Source organism: Citricoccus muralis (assembly GCF_003386075.1).
In the GTDB taxonomy this organism is placed as follows: domain Bacteria; phylum Actinomycetota; class Actinomycetes; order Actinomycetales; family Micrococcaceae; genus Citricoccus; species Citricoccus muralis.
In genome coordinates, this window is sequence record NZ_QREH01000001.1 from 466,092 (window position 1) to 481,382 (window position 15,291).

General features: G+C 68.4%; 18 protein-coding genes and 1 other RNA gene. 12 read left to right on the plus strand and 7 right to left on the minus strand.

All coding sequences use genetic code 11. The features are described 5' to 3' along the window. Window positions 1-87: 87 nt before the first annotated feature. From C8E99_RS01970 to C8E99_RS02015, 10 genes are all read left to right on the plus strand, one after another. Window positions 88-1,335, plus strand: coding sequence for an acetyl-CoA C-acetyltransferase (locus tag C8E99_RS01970; RefSeq protein ID WP_115930890.1), 1,248 nt, complete (start codon window positions 88-90; stop codon window positions 1,333-1,335). A gap of 110 nt (window positions 1,336-1,445) precedes the next feature. Further along, on the plus strand, window positions 1,446-2,201 hold the full coding sequence (locus C8E99_RS01975; RefSeq protein WP_170144642.1) for a 3-hydroxybutyrate dehydrogenase: 756 nt from the start codon (window positions 1,446-1,448) through the stop codon (window positions 2,199-2,201). Window positions 2,202-2,253: 52 nt separating this feature from the next. After that, window positions 2,254-3,054 (plus strand): CoA transferase subunit A, encoded by an 801-nt coding sequence (locus C8E99_RS01980; protein WP_115930891.1) that lies wholly within the window; start codon window positions 2,254-2,256, stop codon window positions 3,052-3,054. After that, a complete protein-coding gene (locus C8E99_RS01985; RefSeq protein WP_211308970.1) occupies window positions 3,051-3,695 on the plus strand; it encodes a CoA transferase subunit B in 645 nt (214 codons plus the stop codon). The genes C8E99_RS01980 and C8E99_RS01985 overlap by 4 nt, the downstream gene beginning before the upstream one ends. A 213-nt stretch (window positions 3,696-3,908) precedes the next feature. Continuing rightward, window positions 3,909-4,604 carry a cell division ATP-binding protein FtsE gene (gene ftsE, locus C8E99_RS01990; RefSeq protein ID WP_115933142.1) on the plus strand — a complete coding sequence of 232 codons (696 nt, stop codon included), beginning with the start codon at window positions 3,909-3,911 and terminating at the stop codon, window positions 4,602-4,604. Continuing rightward, window positions 4,601-5,515 (plus strand): permease-like cell division protein FtsX, encoded by a 915-nt coding sequence (gene ftsX, locus C8E99_RS01995; RefSeq protein WP_115930893.1) that lies wholly within the window; start codon window positions 4,601-4,603, stop codon window positions 5,513-5,515. The genes ftsE and ftsX overlap by 4 nt, the downstream gene beginning before the upstream one ends. Before the next feature lie 163 nt (window positions 5,516-5,678). Continuing rightward, window positions 5,679-7,208, plus strand: a complete 1,530-nt coding sequence (locus C8E99_RS16315) for a M23 family metallopeptidase (protein ID WP_115930894.1) — start codon at window positions 5,679-5,681, stop codon at window positions 7,206-7,208. A 90-nt stretch (window positions 7,209-7,298) separates the two neighbouring features. Beyond that, window positions 7,299-7,808, plus strand: a complete 510-nt coding sequence (smpB, locus tag C8E99_RS02005) for an SsrA-binding protein SmpB (protein ID WP_115930895.1) — start codon at window positions 7,299-7,301, stop codon at window positions 7,806-7,808. A 115-nt stretch (window positions 7,809-7,923) separates the two neighbouring features. Then, window positions 7,924-8,294: a transfer-messenger RNA gene (ssrA, locus tag C8E99_RS02010) on the plus strand. Window positions 8,295-8,377: 83 nt separating this feature from the next. Beyond that, window positions 8,378-8,779, plus strand: coding sequence for a DUF2568 domain-containing protein (locus tag C8E99_RS02015; RefSeq protein WP_115930896.1), 402 nt, complete (start codon window positions 8,378-8,380; stop codon window positions 8,777-8,779). A gap of 60 nt (window positions 8,780-8,839) precedes the next feature. On the opposite strand, the gene C8E99_RS02020 is transcribed toward C8E99_RS02015, so the two are convergent. From C8E99_RS02020 to aroA, 5 genes are read right to left on the minus strand one after another with little or no spacing between them, the layout of a single operon-like run. Next, window positions 8,840-9,184 carry a fluoride efflux transporter FluC gene (locus tag C8E99_RS02020; RefSeq protein WP_115930897.1) on the minus strand — a complete coding sequence of 115 codons (345 nt, stop codon included), beginning with the start codon at window positions 9,182-9,184 and terminating at the stop codon, window positions 8,840-8,842. Window positions 9,185-9,239: 55 nt separating this feature from the next. Continuing rightward, window positions 9,240-9,737 (minus strand): FluC/FEX family fluoride channel, encoded by a 498-nt coding sequence (locus C8E99_RS02025; RefSeq protein ID WP_115930898.1) that lies wholly within the window; start codon window positions 9,735-9,737, stop codon window positions 9,240-9,242. Further along, entirely contained in the window at window positions 9,737-10,555 is an 819-nt protein-coding gene (hisN, locus tag C8E99_RS02030; protein WP_115933143.1) for a histidinol-phosphatase, read from the minus strand. Before hisN ends, C8E99_RS02025 begins: the two co-directional genes overlap by 1 nt. Before the next feature lie 10 nt (window positions 10,556-10,565). After that, window positions 10,566-11,705: a ribosome small subunit-dependent GTPase A gene (gene rsgA, locus C8E99_RS02035; protein WP_115930899.1), complete on the minus strand. Its 1,140-nt coding sequence runs from the start codon at window positions 11,703-11,705 to the stop codon at window positions 10,566-10,568. Then, window positions 11,702-13,081: a 3-phosphoshikimate 1-carboxyvinyltransferase gene (aroA, locus tag C8E99_RS02040; protein ID WP_245952026.1), complete on the minus strand. Its 1,380-nt coding sequence runs from the start codon at window positions 13,079-13,081 to the stop codon at window positions 11,702-11,704. The genes rsgA and aroA overlap by 4 nt, the downstream gene beginning before the upstream one ends. 118 nt (window positions 13,082-13,199) lie before the next feature. Between aroA and C8E99_RS02045 the strand changes: the two genes are divergently transcribed. Both C8E99_RS02045 and rsrA read left to right on the plus strand, forming a co-directional pair. Further along, complete coding sequence (locus tag C8E99_RS02045; protein WP_425452839.1) at window positions 13,200-14,000, plus strand: sigma-70 family RNA polymerase sigma factor; 801 nt, start codon at window positions 13,200-13,202, stop codon at window positions 13,998-14,000. After that, entirely contained in the window at window positions 13,997-14,263 is a 267-nt protein-coding gene (gene rsrA, locus C8E99_RS02050; protein WP_115930901.1) for a mycothiol system anti-sigma-R factor, read from the plus strand. Before C8E99_RS02045 ends, rsrA begins: the two co-directional genes overlap by 4 nt. 141 nt (window positions 14,264-14,404) lie before the next feature. Here the strand turns inward: rsrA and C8E99_RS16405 are convergent, their stop codons facing one another. Then, window positions 14,405-14,479: a 50S ribosomal protein bL37 gene (locus C8E99_RS16405; RefSeq protein WP_371300742.1), complete on the minus strand. Its 75-nt coding sequence runs from the start codon at window positions 14,477-14,479 to the stop codon at window positions 14,405-14,407. Between the two features lie 131 nt (window positions 14,480-14,610). Continuing rightward, on the minus strand, window positions 14,611-15,213 hold the full coding sequence (locus C8E99_RS02055) for a GDSL-type esterase/lipase family protein (RefSeq protein ID WP_115930902.1): 603 nt from the start codon (window positions 15,211-15,213) through the stop codon (window positions 14,611-14,613). Window positions 15,214-15,291 lie beyond the last annotated feature (78 nt).

Genomic DNA, 15,291 nt, shown 5'->3' on the forward strand with positions numbered 1-15,291 from the left:
CCACGCCACACGCCACACGCCACAAGCCACACCACCCCAAGCCACTCCACGCCAAGACACCTCCCGCCTCACTCACAGGAGAAACCCATGACCACCACACCTTCTGCTTCCTCTACTTCTTCTGCTGCCTCTGCTGCCTCTGCTGCCTCTGCTGCACACGACGCCGTGATCGTCGGCGGGGCCCGGACCCCGTTCACCCGGCTGCTGTCACAGCAGGCCTCTCTGACTGCTGTGGACCTCGGCGCCCACGCCATCAAGCACGCCCTGCAGCGTGCCGGCGTGGACGGCGCTGACGTGGACTCCGTCATCATGGGCCAGGTCGTCCAGGCGGGTCAGGGGCAAAACCCGGCCCGCCAATCGGCCCTCGCCGCCGGACTCGACTGGAGTGTGCCGGCCACGACCATCAACAAGGTGTGCCTGTCCGGCCTCACCGCCATCATCGATGCCGCGCGGCTCATCCGCCTGGGGGAGGCCGAGGTGGTGGTGGCCGGCGGCCAGGAATCCATGACCAACGCCCCCCACCTGCTGGTGGGAGCCCGGAAGGGCTACAAGTACGGTCCGACGACGGTGCTCGACTCGGTTGCCTACGACGGCCTGACGGATGCGCTCAGCAAGGAGGCGATGGGGGAGCTCACCGAGTCCGGCAACACGGAGCGGCAGATCGACCGCACCGCCCAGGACGAGGTCGCCGCCGCCTCCCACCGGCGGGCCGCCGCCGCTCAGACCGATGGCACCTTCGACATGGAGATCGCGCCCATCGAGATCCCGCAGCGCAAGGGCGAGCCGGTGGTCCTCTCTCAGGACGAGGGCGTGCGCCAGGACACCACCGTGGACTCCCTGGCCGCGTTGCGCCCGGCATTCGCTCAGGACGGTGGCATCACCGCCGGCAACTCCTCACCGCTTTCCGACGGCGCCGCAGCACTGGTGGTCACCTCGCGGGCCTACGCGGAGGCCCAGGGCTTGACGGTGCTGGCCACCATCGGGACACCCGGTCAGGTGGCCGGACCGAAGGACTCCTCCCTGCACTCCCAGCCCTCCAACGCCATCCAGGCCGCGCTGGACAAGGCCGGCTGGTCTGTGGGGGAGCTGGACTTCATCGAGATCAACGAGGCCTTCGGCGCCGTGGCGGTCCAATCCCTGAAGGACCTGGAGTACCCCCTGGAACAGACCAACCTCCACGGCGGTGCCATTGCCCTGGGTCACCCCATCGGCGCCTCCGGGGCCCGGCTGGCCCTGACCGCGGCCCTGGAGTTGTCCCGGCGCGACGGCGGTCGGGCCGCCGTCAGTTTGTGCGGTGGCGGCGGCCAGGGCGAGGCCCTGCTTCTGAGCCTCTGAGAACCATCCCACCACCTCACCGCCGACCTCACCCCCGACCCAGAAAGCAGGTACGCCTCGTGACCGAACCAGGGCCCGAACCAGGGACCGAGCATCAGCAGACCACCGAGATCTTCCGGGACGGCATCCTCGCCGGACGTACCGCGGTGGTGACGGGAGGAGCCTCCGGGATCGGGGCGGCCTGCGTGCGTGGCCTGGCTGCGGCAGGGGCCATGGTGACCGTGGCCGATCTGAATGCGGAGGCCGCCGAGGCGCTCGCAGCCGAGGTCGGCGGCACGGCTTGGGTGGCCGACCTCGCTGACACCGAGGCCCTGGACGACCTCCGGCTGGACACGGACATCCTCGTCAACAATGCCGGGATCCAGCGGATCGCCCCGATCCACGAGTTCGACCCCCAAGCCTGGAGGTTCATCCACCGGCTCATGCTGGAGTCGCCGTTCCTGCTCACCCGGGCCGCCCTGCCGGGCATGTACGAACGGGGCTTCGGCCGGATCATCAACCTCTCCTCCGCCCATGGGATGCGTGCCTCGGCCTTCAAGAGCGCGTACGTCTCCGCCAAGCACGGTCTGGAGGGCCTGTCCAAGGTGACCGCCCTGGAGGGCGCGGGGCACGGGGTGACGTCGAACTGCATCAACCCGTCCTATGTGCGCACCCCGCTGGTGGAGAAGCAGATCGCCGACCAGGCCAAGACCCATGGGATCTCCGAGGACGAGGTCGTGGAGAAGATCATGCTGACCGAATCCGCCATCAAGCGCCTCGTGGAGCCGGAGGAAGTCGCCTCGCTCGTGCTGTGGCTGGCCTCGGACGCCTCCGGCATGGCCACCGGCGCCTCGTATGCGATGGACGGTGGCTGGACCGCCAGCTGAGACCTCAGTCAGAGAAGCAGACCAACAGACCAGAAGAACGGAAGGACAGGCCATGAGTGTGGACAAGACGGTGGGTACCGCGGCGGAGGCGGTGGCGGATATCGGTGACGGGTCGTCATTGGCGGTGGGTGGTTTCGGGTTGTCGGGCAACCCGGTCCAGTTGATCGAGGCGTTGCGGGACCAGGGTGCGAAGGAGTTGTCCATCGTGTCCAACAACTGCGGCGTGGACGGCTGGGGGCTCGGGCTGCTGCTGGCCTCCGGGCAGATCGCCAAGATGACCTCGTCCTATGTGGGGGAGAACAAGGAGTTCGCCCGCCAGTATCTCGAGGGTGAGCTGGAGGTCGAGCTGGTGCCGCAGGGCACCCTGGCGGAGAAGCTGAGGGCCGGGGGAGCCGGCATCCCCGCGTTCTACACGCGTTCCGGCGTCGGGACCCAGGTGGCCGATGGGGGCCTGCCGATGCGGTACAACACGGATGGCACGGTGGCGAAGGCCTCCGCGCCGAAGGACGTGCGTGCCTTTTCCCTGGGCCAGACGGGGGAGAAGGACTATGTGCTGGAGGAGTCCATCGTGACTGACTTCGCGCTGGTCCACGCGGCGGTCGGTGATCGCCACGGCAACCTGGTCTTCAACAAGTCCACCCGCCAGTTCGCGCCGCCGGCGGCGATGTCCGCGACCGTGTGCATCGCCCAGGTGGAGAAGCTGGTCGAACCCGGGGAGATCGATCCGGACCAGGTCCACCTGCCGGGGGTCTACGTGCACCGCGTGGTGGAGGTCGGGCCTGACATCGAGAAGCCGATCGAGAAGCGAACCGTCCGCGCCGCCGGATCGGACAGCGAGGAGGAGAACCGATGAGTTGGAGCCGAGATGAGATGGCGGCCCGGGCTGCGCAGGAGTTGCCGGACGGTGCCTATGTGAACCTGGGGATCGGGATGCCGACGTTGATCCCGAACCACATCCCGGCCGAGCGCACGGTGGTGCTGCAGTCCGAGAACGGGATCCTCGGGGTCGGTCCGTACCCGCTCGAGGCGGACGTGGATCCGGACCTGATCAATGCGGGCAAGGAGACGGTGACGGTCCGCCCGGGGGCCTCGTTCTTCGATTCGGCTTCTTCGTTCGGGATGATCCGGGGCGGCAAGATCGACGTCGCGGTGCTCGGCGGCATGCAAGTGGCCCAGAACGGGGATCTGGCCAACTGGATGGTGCCGGGCAAGATGGTCAAGGGCATGGGCGGGGCCATGGACCTGGTCCACGGTGCCGGCCGGGTGATCGTGCTGATGGACCACAACGCCCGGGACGGGGCCCCGAAGATCCTCACGGAGTGTGACCTGCCGCTGACGGGCCAGGGCGTCGTGGACCGGATCATCACGGACAAGGCCGTGATCGATGTGGACAAGTCCACGGATCCCAGCGCCCCGCGCCTGGTGCTGGTCGAGACCGCTCCCGGGCTCAGTGAGGACGAGGTCCGCGAGGCCACCGGCGCCACCCTGTTCTGACGCCCCCCATCACGGCCCGACGCCGGCCGGCGGGCACCCCGGGGCCCGACCACCTTTTGCGGTGGTCGGGCCCCGAGCTCCGCACCGACTCACCGCCCAGCGTCCCACCGCTGTTATCGCTTCGTGACTACCGTGGGGAAGGCCGGCACCGAGACTTCCCCAACCCAGCCCCTGGTGCCGCGGGATGATCGCGTCCGGGGGCAAGTGTGGAACATGATCCGGTTCGAGCAGGTCTCCAAGGTCTACGACCGCCGTTCCCGTCCGGCATTGCACGACGTGACGGTGGAGTTCGAGCGGGGTGAGTTCGTCTTCCTCGTGGGTGCCTCCGGTTCCGGGAAGTCCACCTTCATCCGCCTGATGCTGCGTGAGGAACGCGCCAGCAGCGGGACGGTCTATGTGGTCGGCCGGAACGTGGCACGGCTGCCCTCGTGGCGCGTGCCGAAGCTGCGCCGGGGGATCGGCGTGGTCTTCCAGGACTTCCGCCTGCTGCCCAATAAGACCGTCTATGCCAACGTGGCCTTCGCCATGCAGGTGCTCGGCAAGGGCCGGGCTCAGATCCGCCAGACGGTTCCCGAGGTCCTCGAGACCGTGGGCCTGGAGGGCAAGGAGAAGCGGATGCCGCACGAGCTGTCCGGCGGCGAGCAGCAGCGCGTGGCCATCGCCCGCGCCATCGTCAATCGGCCGGAGATCCTGCTGGCCGACGAGCCGACCGGCAACCTCGACCCGGAGACGTCCCTGGGCATCATGGCCGTGCTGGACAAGATCAACCAGAACGGCACCACCGTGATCATGGCCACCCATGATGACGACATCGTGAACCAGATGCGCCGCCGCGTGGTGGAACTGCACGCCGGCGGGATCGTCCGCGACGAGTCCGGCGGCGGCTACCGGACGGAGGTGCAGGCATGAGGTTTGCCTTCGTCCTCGGGGAGACGTTCTCCGGCATCCGCCGCAACCTGTCCATGGTCATCTCGGTCGTGCTCGTGACCTTCATCTCGCTGACCTTCGTGGGGGCGGCGGGCCTGCTGCAGCAGCAGATCAACCAGATGAAGGGGTACTGGTATGACCGGGTCGAGGTGGCCATCTTCCTCTGCACTGACACCTCCACCACCACCTCCTGCGCGTCCGGTCCCGTCACGGACAGCCAACGCCAGGCCGTCCAGGACCTGCTGGAGTCGCCCACGGCCGCTCCTTACGTCAAGAGCTTCGACTACGAGTCGCAGGACCAGGCCCTGGAGATCTTCCAGGAGCAGTTCAAGAACTCCGCCATGGCGGGCACCGTCACGGCAGACCAGTTGCCGGAGTCCTTCCGGGTGGCCCTGGTGGATCCCGAGCAGTATGAGGTCGTCAACGAACTGTTCTCCTCCATGCCCGGCGTGGAGATCGTGTCTGACCAGCGCGAGCTGCTGGAGCAGATCTTCTCCCTGATGAACATGGCGTCCGTCATCGCGGTCTCCGTGGCGGTGGTGATGCTGGTCTGCGCGGTGTTGCTGATCGCGACCACCATCCGACTCTCCGCGTTCTCCCGTCGGCGGGAGACCGGAATCATGCGTCTGGTCGGCGCCTCGAAGACCATGATCCAACTGCCGTTCCTGCTGGAGGGGGTGATCGCCGCCCTCGCGGGCGCCGTCCTGGCGAGCGTCACCACGTGGGCCGTGGCGGAGTTCTTCATCGGGGACTGGCTCACCAGCCAGTATCCGGGAACCGGCTTCATCGCGGGCGCGGACGCCCTGATCCTCGTGCCGCTGCTGCTGCTTGTGGCGGTCCTGCTGGCCGCGCTGTCGTCGATCCTCACCCTGAGGCGTTACCTTAAGGTGTGATGATCATGGGACACGTGTGACACTTGTGACCTAATGTTGTCTGAGTTGAGATGCTGCAGACCTTGATTCACCGCAATTCACCTTGATTTATCTTGATTCATCCGCGGGTCGGCTAACCCGCGCCCCGACCATCCCAGTCCGCATTCCCCGACGGAGGAACCCCGTGAAGCGACGCCGACTCTCCCGCGCCATCGTCGGTGCCGGCCTGGTCACCTTTCTGACCTTGTCCATGGGCGGCACCGCCACGGCGCAGGACTCGATCGACGATCTGCAGCGCCAGATCGAACAGGCCGAGCGCCAGCAGTCCGAGCTCGATGAGGAGATCGGCAACCTGGGTGGGGAGCAGTCGGATCTGAAGGAGCGTCAGGGTGACCTCGATGCGTCCCTCGAGGGCCTGGACGCCGACATCGCCGACAAGATCCGGGAACTGAACTCGCTCCAGGACCAGTTGCCCGGCGCCCAGGATGCGTTGACCGCGGCCGAAGGCCAGGTCTCGGCCGCCGCGGCGGAGGTCCAGTCCCTGAACGAACGGGTGCGGCAGGCCGAATCGAGCCGCTCCGAGATCCTCGCCGAGATCGCCGCGAGTGAGCAGGAACTGGACGCGGCCTCCGCCGAGATCGGGCAGATCGCCAACCAGGCCTACAAGCAGGGTGGAGTCTCCTCGGACCTCGCCTTCATCCTGGGCATGAGTGACTCCTCGCTGCCGGACGCCATGGGACTGGCGAACCAGGCCATGCGAATCCAGAACAGCCGTATCTCCACCGTGTCCCAGAGCAAGTCCACGGACGTCAACGCCGAGGTGCGCCTGGCCGCCGTCGAGACGGAGATCCGGGACCTGCGGGCCCAGGCCGAGGAAGCGCTCCAGCGCGAGGAGCAGGCTCGTGACGAGGCCGCCGCCGCCAAGCGTGAACTCGACCAGATGGTCTCCACCACGTCGGAGCTGACCGACGAGCTCAAGGCGCAGCGCCCTCAGATCCAGGCGCAGATCGACGCGAACCGCGCGGCGCAGGACCAGGTCAACGAACAGATTGCCGAGCGCCAACGGGCGTTGACGGCCCAGGCCGGCAAGGCCAGCGACCTGCAGGAACAGCACCGTGCGGCCGTGGCCGAGGCCGAACGCAAGCGCCGCGAGGCCGAGGAGGCGGCCCGCAAGGCTCGGCAGGCCTCGGCGGCGAACCGGGCGGCCGCGCAGGCCTCGGCCGATCAGGCCGAACGCGAGGCCAGCGCGGCGGAAGACCGGGCGAGCGAGGCTGAGGAAGCCGCCAGCACCTCGAGCAGTTGGGGCCTGCAGTGGCCGCTGAACACGTACATCACGTCGGGATTCGGCTGGCGCCCGACGCCGTCCGGCACGTTCGACTACGGGGGCGCCGGGGGTTATGTGCACACCGGCATGGACTTCGGCGGTGGCTGCGGCCTGCCGATCCGGGCCTCCGCGGACGGCGAGGTCTGGAACGCGGACTGGGCGGTGTGGACCTCGGGCAAGCGCGTGGTCATCTCCCACGGCGTGGTCAACGGGCGTGCCCTGGCCACCAAGTACCACCACATGACCCGGTACATCGTGTCCCCGGGGCAGAACGTCAAGCGCGGCGAGATCATCGGCTACACCGGCACCACCGGCAACTCCACCGGTTGCCACCTGCACTTCGAGACGATCCTGGACGGTCAGGCCGTCAACCCCGCCGGTCTGCTCTGAGGCTGGCCCAGTGCCGCCCCTTGACGGCGGCGGTACACTGGTGAGTCTGTGTATTGAGCATCCGACCCGTCGGAAAGGAGGGGACCGGCTATGGCCAAGAAGTCCGCCGGCAAGTCCGGCAAGTCGTCCACCCCGGACGGCCGGCAGATCATCGCGACCAACCGCAAGGCCCGGCACAACTACCTCATCCTGGACACTTACGAGGCCGGGATCTCCCTGATGGGGACCGAGGTCAAGTCCTTGCGTGAGGGCAACGCGTCCCTGGTGGACGGATTTGCCGTCTTCTACGGGGACGAGCTCTACCTCGAGCAGGTCTACATCCCGGAATACCTCAACGGATCCTGGACCAACCACTCTGCACGCCGGCGGCGCAAGCTGCTGCTGCACCGCCAGGAGTTGACCAAGATCTCCCGCCAGATCCAGGAGTCCGGGCACACGATCGTCCCACTCCAGCTGTACTTCCGGGACGGGCGGGTCAAGGTGGAGATCGCCATCGCCCAGGGCAAGAAGGACTATGACAAGCGCCATGCACTGCGCGAGAAGCAGGACAACCGTGAGGCACAGCGCGCCATGAGAATCCGCAACCGCCGAGCAGCCTGATATCAGGAGACCGGCCGGAATACCTCCCGCCTTGAATGCGTTACACTAGATAGTCCGGACCAGGCGAGGAATCAGTGAAGCCCCGCAGGGAACCGGTTGATTGAAAACAGAACATGGGGATGATCGGTTTCGACGATGTGAGTCGCGACAGGGGAAGCGGGCCGAGGATGCAGAGTTATCTCGGAAACGCTCTCTGCAAACCAACAAGTGCCGAATCTAAGCGCACTGACTTCGCTCTCGCTGCCTGATCAGTGAACGAGTCCGTCAACCTGAGGATGCTATCGCCCCAGGACCTGGCGTCGATTAGATAGCCAATGTCCACCACCCTCGCCGGGGGTCGTGGTGGAGACCTTAATCCGGCTGGGCCCGGGTTGGCTGCCTGTTTGCGGGACAGCCAGGGCCGAGTAACACCCACAGCAAACTGCGCCCGGAGAAGACCTGGCAACACTGCATCGGACGCGGGTTCAATTCCCGCCATCTCCACCATCCCACGGCAAAGGCCCTGGGACACCGTTCATCGGTGTCCCAGGGCCTTTGTCATATCCGGCTTTCCCCTAGAATGGGCAATCATGCCAGACACCGCCGGTCCCGCCCTCCACGCCGTCCTTCTCTTCCTGCTCGAACTCGGACTCCTGGGTGCGGCAGGGTTCTGGGCGCTGACGGTGTTCTCCAGCCCCTGGGCGGCCGTCGTGGCCGTGATCGTGGTGGCCGCCGGATGGGGACTGCTGCTCTCGCCCAAGGCTCCGGCCCGGCCACCGTGGCCCTGGCACGCCGTGGCCGCTCACGTGCTGTTCATCCTGGGCGCCGTGGTGCTCTTTGCCGTCGGCCAGCCGCTGATCGCCGCCGTCTACCTCGCGCTGATCCTCGTGTCCGTGGCACTGACCGTCGTCTATCGAGACCGGGTGGGCCGGGCAGTGGAGCAGATCCACGAGTCCGCCGCCCCCTCGGGTCGCCGCGCCGCTGGCCGGTAGGCCTCCAGGGCGTGACGTCATCCCCGGTGGCCGGGTTGTGGGCGGCCGGCAGTCCTCCAGCTACCGGAACGCGCCACCCAGGGCGAGCCCCAGTCCCACGGCTAGCATGGCCAGGGCCAGGTGCGCGGACCAGGACCCGAGGGCGGCGGCGAACCTCCCGGACAGGGCATCCAGCGCGGTGGACACGGAGACGGTGGAGAAGGTGGTGAGGGCTCCGGCCAGGCCGACCACCCAGATCGCCTGGGCAGGTCCGGAGACTCCCGTGGTCGTCAGCCCGGCCACGAAGGAGCCGATCGAATTGGCCACGAGGATCCCGCTCGGCTGGAGGTAGTGATCCGCGAGCAGCCTCAGGACTGCGCCGATGGCCCCCGCCACAGCGAGGGCCAGCAGCATCAATAATGTCATCACGCGGCCCTCCCCACTGCCATTCCGGCTGCCATCCCCGCTGCCATCCCCGCTGTCATCGCCGGTGCCCTCCGGAAGAACCCGAGGTGTCCGGGGCCAGATCGGACGACCAGCCGCCGAGGCGCAATCCGGCGGCGGCGCAGGCGGTCCCCAGCGTCGCTCCGGCGGCCAAGGCCAGGAGGGTGCCGGCCAGGCCCGCTACGAGCGTGAACCCGCTGGGGGACCCGGTCTGGATGAACTCCGTGACGCCAAAGGCCGGGGCCACGGAGGCGGCCAGTACCACGGCGGACAGCGAGGTGTAGGCACCCAGCATGCCGACGCCGAGACCGGCCACGAGCCACCGCGGCAGGGTCCGCCGCGAGCTGATGCCGGCCACCAGCCCCAGCAGGAAGGACCCGGACAGGTTCACCAATCCCAGGGTGATCCATCCGGCCACCGGCGAGCCCGATTCCGGGACCGGCGCCACCAGCAGCCATCGCAGCAGCGTTCCGATGGCCCCGCCGGCCGCCACGGCGCCGACGACGGCCCACCCGGGGTGGCGTGGCCGTTCCATCAGGCCTGCTGCTGGCCGATCAGCTCGGGATTGAGGGACTCGAGGGCGTCCGGGTGCAGCAACCCGTTGGTGGCCAGCGCATTGCCGCCGAAAGGACCGTCCTCGCCCTCGAGCGAGGTGAAGCGTCCGCCGGCCTCCGTGACGATCGGCACCAGCGCGGCCATGTCGTAGAGCTCGAGCTCGGGTTCGCAGGCGATGTCCACGGCGCCCTCGGCCACCATCATGTAGGACCAGAAATCGCCGTAGGCGCGGGTCCGCCACACGGTCGAGGTCAGCTCGAGGAACTCTCGGATGTTGCCCCGTTCGCGCCAGCCCTCCAGGGACGAGTAGGACAGGGAGGCGTCCTCGATCCTGGAGACGTTGGAGACGTGGATGCGGGTGGCCGAGGCGATGGACTTGCCGGTGTAGGCGCCGGTGCCCTTGGCAGCCCACCAGCGGCGATTCAGGGCCGGGGCGGAGACCACTCCGACCACGGGCACGCCGTCGTCGATCAGGGCGATGAGCGTGGCCCAGACGGGGACACCGCGCACGAAGTTCTTGGTGCCGTCGATGGGGTCCACGACCCAGCGCCGCGGCCCGTGGCCGTGCTCGCCGAACTCCTCGCCCAGGACTGCGTCGCGGGGACGGGCACGGGCGAGGTTGCCCCGGATGAGTTCCTCGGCACCCCGGTCCGCATCGGTCACCGGGGTCAGGTCCGGCTTCGTATCGACCGTCAGGTCCTGCGCCTTGAAGCGGGACATGGTCTGGGAGTCCACCGAGTCGGCCATGATGTGGGCCAGTCGAAGATCATCGGTGTAGTTCTTGGGCGCATCGGTCATGGAGGCCACGCTACCGTTCCCCGGCGGCCGCATCGGAACGCCCGTCGAGGAGGCGCCGCAAGGACGCCAGCCGTTCGGAGCCTGCCGCCCCCGCGTGCCCCGCGGCCACCCAGGCGTCCAGGGCGCACCCGGGCTCCCCGGCGGCGTGCAGGCAGCCGCGCGGGCAGTCGGCCAGCGCCGGTGCCAGATCCTCGAAAGCCTCCACCACGCGGTCCCGGTCCACCAGTCCCAGCCCGAAGGAACGGATGCCAGGGGTGTCCACCAGCCAGGATCCGCCCGAGCTGCCCACGTTGGCCGAGTCCGGCAGCGGGATCGCCAGCGTCGAGGAGGAGGTATGACGGCCACGGCCCGTGACGGCGTTGACATGCCCGGTGGCGCGCCGGGTCCCGGTCAGGGCGTTGAGCAGGGTTGACTTCCCGACGCCGGACGGTCCCACGAGCACGGAGATGTGGCCTTCCAGCCGGGTCCTGAGGGAGGCGAGCAGGCCGGCGTCCAGGTCTGCGTCACCGTCCGGCCCGTCCGGCCCGTCCGTCTGCGCCGGCTCTGCGGCGCCCGCCTGCGCCGGCTCTGCGGCGCCCGAGGTGAGGACCTCGAGATCGAGGTGGCGGTAGTGGGAGAGCAGGTCGGCGGGATCCCGCAGATCGGTCTTGGTGATGCACAGGATCGGCTCGATGCCAGCGTCATAGGCGGCCACCAGGGCCCGGTCGATGAACCCGGTGCGTGGTTCCGGATTGGCGGCGGCCACCATGATCACCAGGATGTCCACATTGGCCACCACCACGCGCTCGTAGGCGTCCGAATCGTCGGCGGAACGGCGCAGGACCGTGGACCGGTCCTCGATCCTCACGATCCGCGCGAGGCTCCCCTCGCGGCCGGAGAGGTCTCCGACAACACCCACGAGATCACCCGTGACTACAGGGTTGCGGCGCAGTTCCTTGGCACGCATGGCGGTGATGTCCCGGGTGCCGTCCTCATCGCTGATATTCACCGTGTACCGCCCCCGGTCCACCGTGACGACCCGCCCGACCAAGGCCTCCCCGTGCGTCGGGCGGTCCTTGGTGCGGGGACGGGAGCCCCTCTTGGACGGGCGGGCACGGACATCGGACTCGTCCCACCGACGGGGGTCGAAGTCGCGGCCGGGGCGGCTCATCCCCCCACCAGCCGGGTCCACATCTCCGGGAAGTCCGGCATCGTCTTCGCCGTGGTGGCGATGTTGCGGATGGCGACGTCCGGCACTGCCAGGCCCACGACGGCGGCGAAGGTCGCCATCCGGTGATCCTCATAGGTCTCCAGCGTGGCCCCGTGCAGCGGTGCGGCCCCGGCGGGGAGTCCGGTGAACACCAGGTGGTCCCGGCCCTCCTCGACCGCACCGCCAATGCGCCCGGCCTCGGTCGCCAGCGCCGTCAGGCGGTCCGTCTCATGGCCGCGCAACTGGCCGATGCGGGTCAGCTGCCCCGGACCCTCGGCCAGCAGGCAGAGGGCCGCCACGGTGGGGGCCAGCTCGCCGGTATCCGCGATCTCGCCCGGGGCGGTGATGCGGGGTCCGCCGGTCACGGTGAGCGTGCCGGTGGCACCGTCCGGGCCGGTGGGGGAGAAATCCACTCGGGCGCCGAAGGCGGGCAGGATGCTGCGCCAGCGGTCACCGATCTGGGTGGTCTGGGCGGGCCAGTCGGGAACGGACACCGTGCCGGCCGTGGCCACGGCCGCCGCCAGGAAGGGCCCGGCGTTGGACAGGTCTGGTTCCACCGCCGTGTCCAGGGCGCGGATGGGCCCGGGGGAGACCCTCCACTCGCCGGGCACGGAGTCGTCCACCTGGACACCGCAGCGCCGCAGCACCGCCACGGTCATGCCGACGTGCTCGGGGCTCGGCACCGTGGCCCCGGTGTGCACCAGGTGCAGACCGTCGCGGAAGCGGGGTGCGGCCAGCAACAGGGCGGAGACGAACTGGCTCGAACCGGAGGCATCCACCTCGACCCGGCCGCCATCCACTCCGCCGGTGCCGTGCACGGTGAAGGGCAGGGTGCCGGCATCGAGCCCGGGGCCGTCCATCCGGACGCCGAGTCCGGCCAGCCCGTCCAGTACCGGACCCATGGGCCGGGACAGGGCGGCTTCGTCACCGGTGAACCGGACGGTCCCGGACACGAGCGCGGCCACCGGTGGGACGAACCGCATGACGGTGCCGGCCAGGCCGCAATCGATGGTGACGTCGCCGAGCGGGCCACCCGGGCCACCCGGGCCGGCGTCGGGCCCGGTGGTGGGGACAGGGGTGGGCAGAGGCGTGACCTCCACCGTGCCGGGCGCGACCTCCGTGATGGTGGCCCCGAGGGCGACGAGGGCCTGGACCATGAGCCGGGAGTCACGGCTGTCCAGCACACCACGCAGACGGCTGGGCCCATCGGCCAGGGCGGCCAGCACCAGATACCGGTTGGTGAGCGACTTGGAACCGGGCACGCGCACGGTGCCGGAGACGGGGCTGGAGGCTCGGGGTGCGGGCCAGGGATCGAGGGGCGCGGGAAAGGTGCTCACCCAGCCAAGATTACCGGCCGCGGAATATCCCTGCTGGTTGGGTTGCTGTACTCGCCAAGATCCACCTGCTCTCCAGCTACTCGTCACCAGTCGAGCACAGTCCAGTCGTCCGGGAAGGATGGTCTCCATGGCCCCAGCCGCAGTGTTACTTGCCGAACGGCCCCTCCTGGTGGACCGGGCCGTAGACTGGCAGGCAATGGATACCAAAGACACCGCCTCGGTCCCCGCGGCGCACGACAACCCGGACGTGGACCTCGCCTCGGAGTCGGATGGCGCCCGGCGAGTGCGCTTCGAGCGGGACGCTCTGGAGTACGTGGACCAGTTGTATTCGGCGGCCATGCGCATGACGCGCAACCCGCAGGACGCCGAGGACCTGGTCCAGGAGGCCTTCACCAAGGCGTACTCGTCCTTCCATCAGTACAAGCCGGGGACCAACCTCAAGGCATGGCTGTACCGGATCCTGACGAACACGTACATCAACTTGTACCGCAAGCGTCAGCGCCAGCCTCAGCAGGCGGCCACGGACACGGTAGAGGACTGGCAGATGGCTCAGGCCGCCGAGCACACGTCCACCGGACTGCGGTCCGCCGAGACCGAGGCGTTGGACCACCTGCCCGATTCGGACGTCAAGGATGCCCTGCAGGCCATCCCGGAGGAGTTCCGCCTGGCCGTGTACTTCGCGGACGTGGAGGGCTTTGCCTACAAGGAGATCGCCGGGATCCTCGACATCCCCATCGGCACGGTCATGAGCCGGCTGCACCGCGGTCGCAAGCTGCTGCGCGGCCTGCTGACGGACTACGCGCGGGACCGCGGTATCAAGGTCGACCAGGCCGGCAAGAAGGGCCGCCAGGGCGCGAAGAACCAGAAGAGTACTACCACAACGACGAACCACGAGACGGACAAGGAGGCGGGCAGATGAGCGAGGACTGCCAGAAGATCGGCGACTGTGAGGATACCCGCATCCAGCGGCTCTACGAGTACCTCGACGGTGCGCTGACCCATCAGGACCTCGAGGAGGTCAAGAACCACCTGGGTGAATGCACGGACTGCTCCCACGAGTATGACCTGGAGTGCATCATCCGCTCCGTGGTCAAGCGCAGCTGCTCCGAGAAGGCCCCCTCGACCTTGAAGGTCAGCATCATGGCCCGCATCAGCGAGATCAAGGTGGAAGCCGGCCACTGACCCCGCCGGGTGAGTGCCGGTTGCGAGAGCGGCCCGCACCAACGGCTTCACGCAGGACGAGAACAGAGTTAAAGCAACAGACCCCGCCGGAGCGGACGGATCAACCGTCCCGATCGGCGGGGTCTAGTACGTTGCAGGGCCTCAGGAGTTGGGCCGCTTGCCGTGGTTGGCGCTACCCTTGCGGCGGTCCTTGCGCTTACGTCCACGCTTGCTCATCGCGGTTCCTTCCGGTGATGGATGCTGTCATCGATACATGACAGCACCATCCAGTTTCGCACACGCCGGATGCCCGGCCCAACTTGGGGGACTGTCCGGCACAGACCGAGGAGGAAACCGCGCCCGCCCGGTCAGGCGGTGGGCTCCGGCACGTTCAGCCACTGGTACCAGCCGCGGTGCAGCACGAGCCAGGCGATGAGGCCGTAGCCGGCCTGGCCGGGCAGGCCCTGACCCGCTGCCAGGTCATTGCGCCACTGCTCGTGGTTCACCAGCGGCGTGAAGGTATCCACGTAGTAGTGGTGGCGCCGGTCCGCCACGTCCATGTAGGCCGTGTTCAACTCCTGCAGCCGCGCATTGCGCTCACCGTCCAAGGACGGGACAGGCCCCACCACGAGGGTGGCGATGTCCAGCTGCGCGGCCCGGTCCAGGATGTTGGCCAGGTTCAGACGCGCACGGGCCGTGGAGGACTCCCGGTCCAGGTCAAGGTCGGACAATCCGATGACCAGCCGGTTCTCGGTCCCCTCGCCGTAACGCAGCGCCGTCTCCGACTGCCACCGCTGGGACAGGGCCTCGGTTCCCTCATCCGGGCGGGCGAGGACATAGCTCTCCAGGTGCACCCCGGGTGCCGAGGTCTTGGCCAGCACGCGGCCGAGCCAGCCCAGGGCGCGGGGGTCGCCCACGCCGGCCAGCAATTCATTGCCGACGGAGGCGATGCGGATCCGACGAATCTCCACTGTTTACCTTTCGATGGGGTGCCCGTCACTGTACCAAGGCCCACTGGGAGCCGTGCACGGAATCGGGGTCTGGGGGGA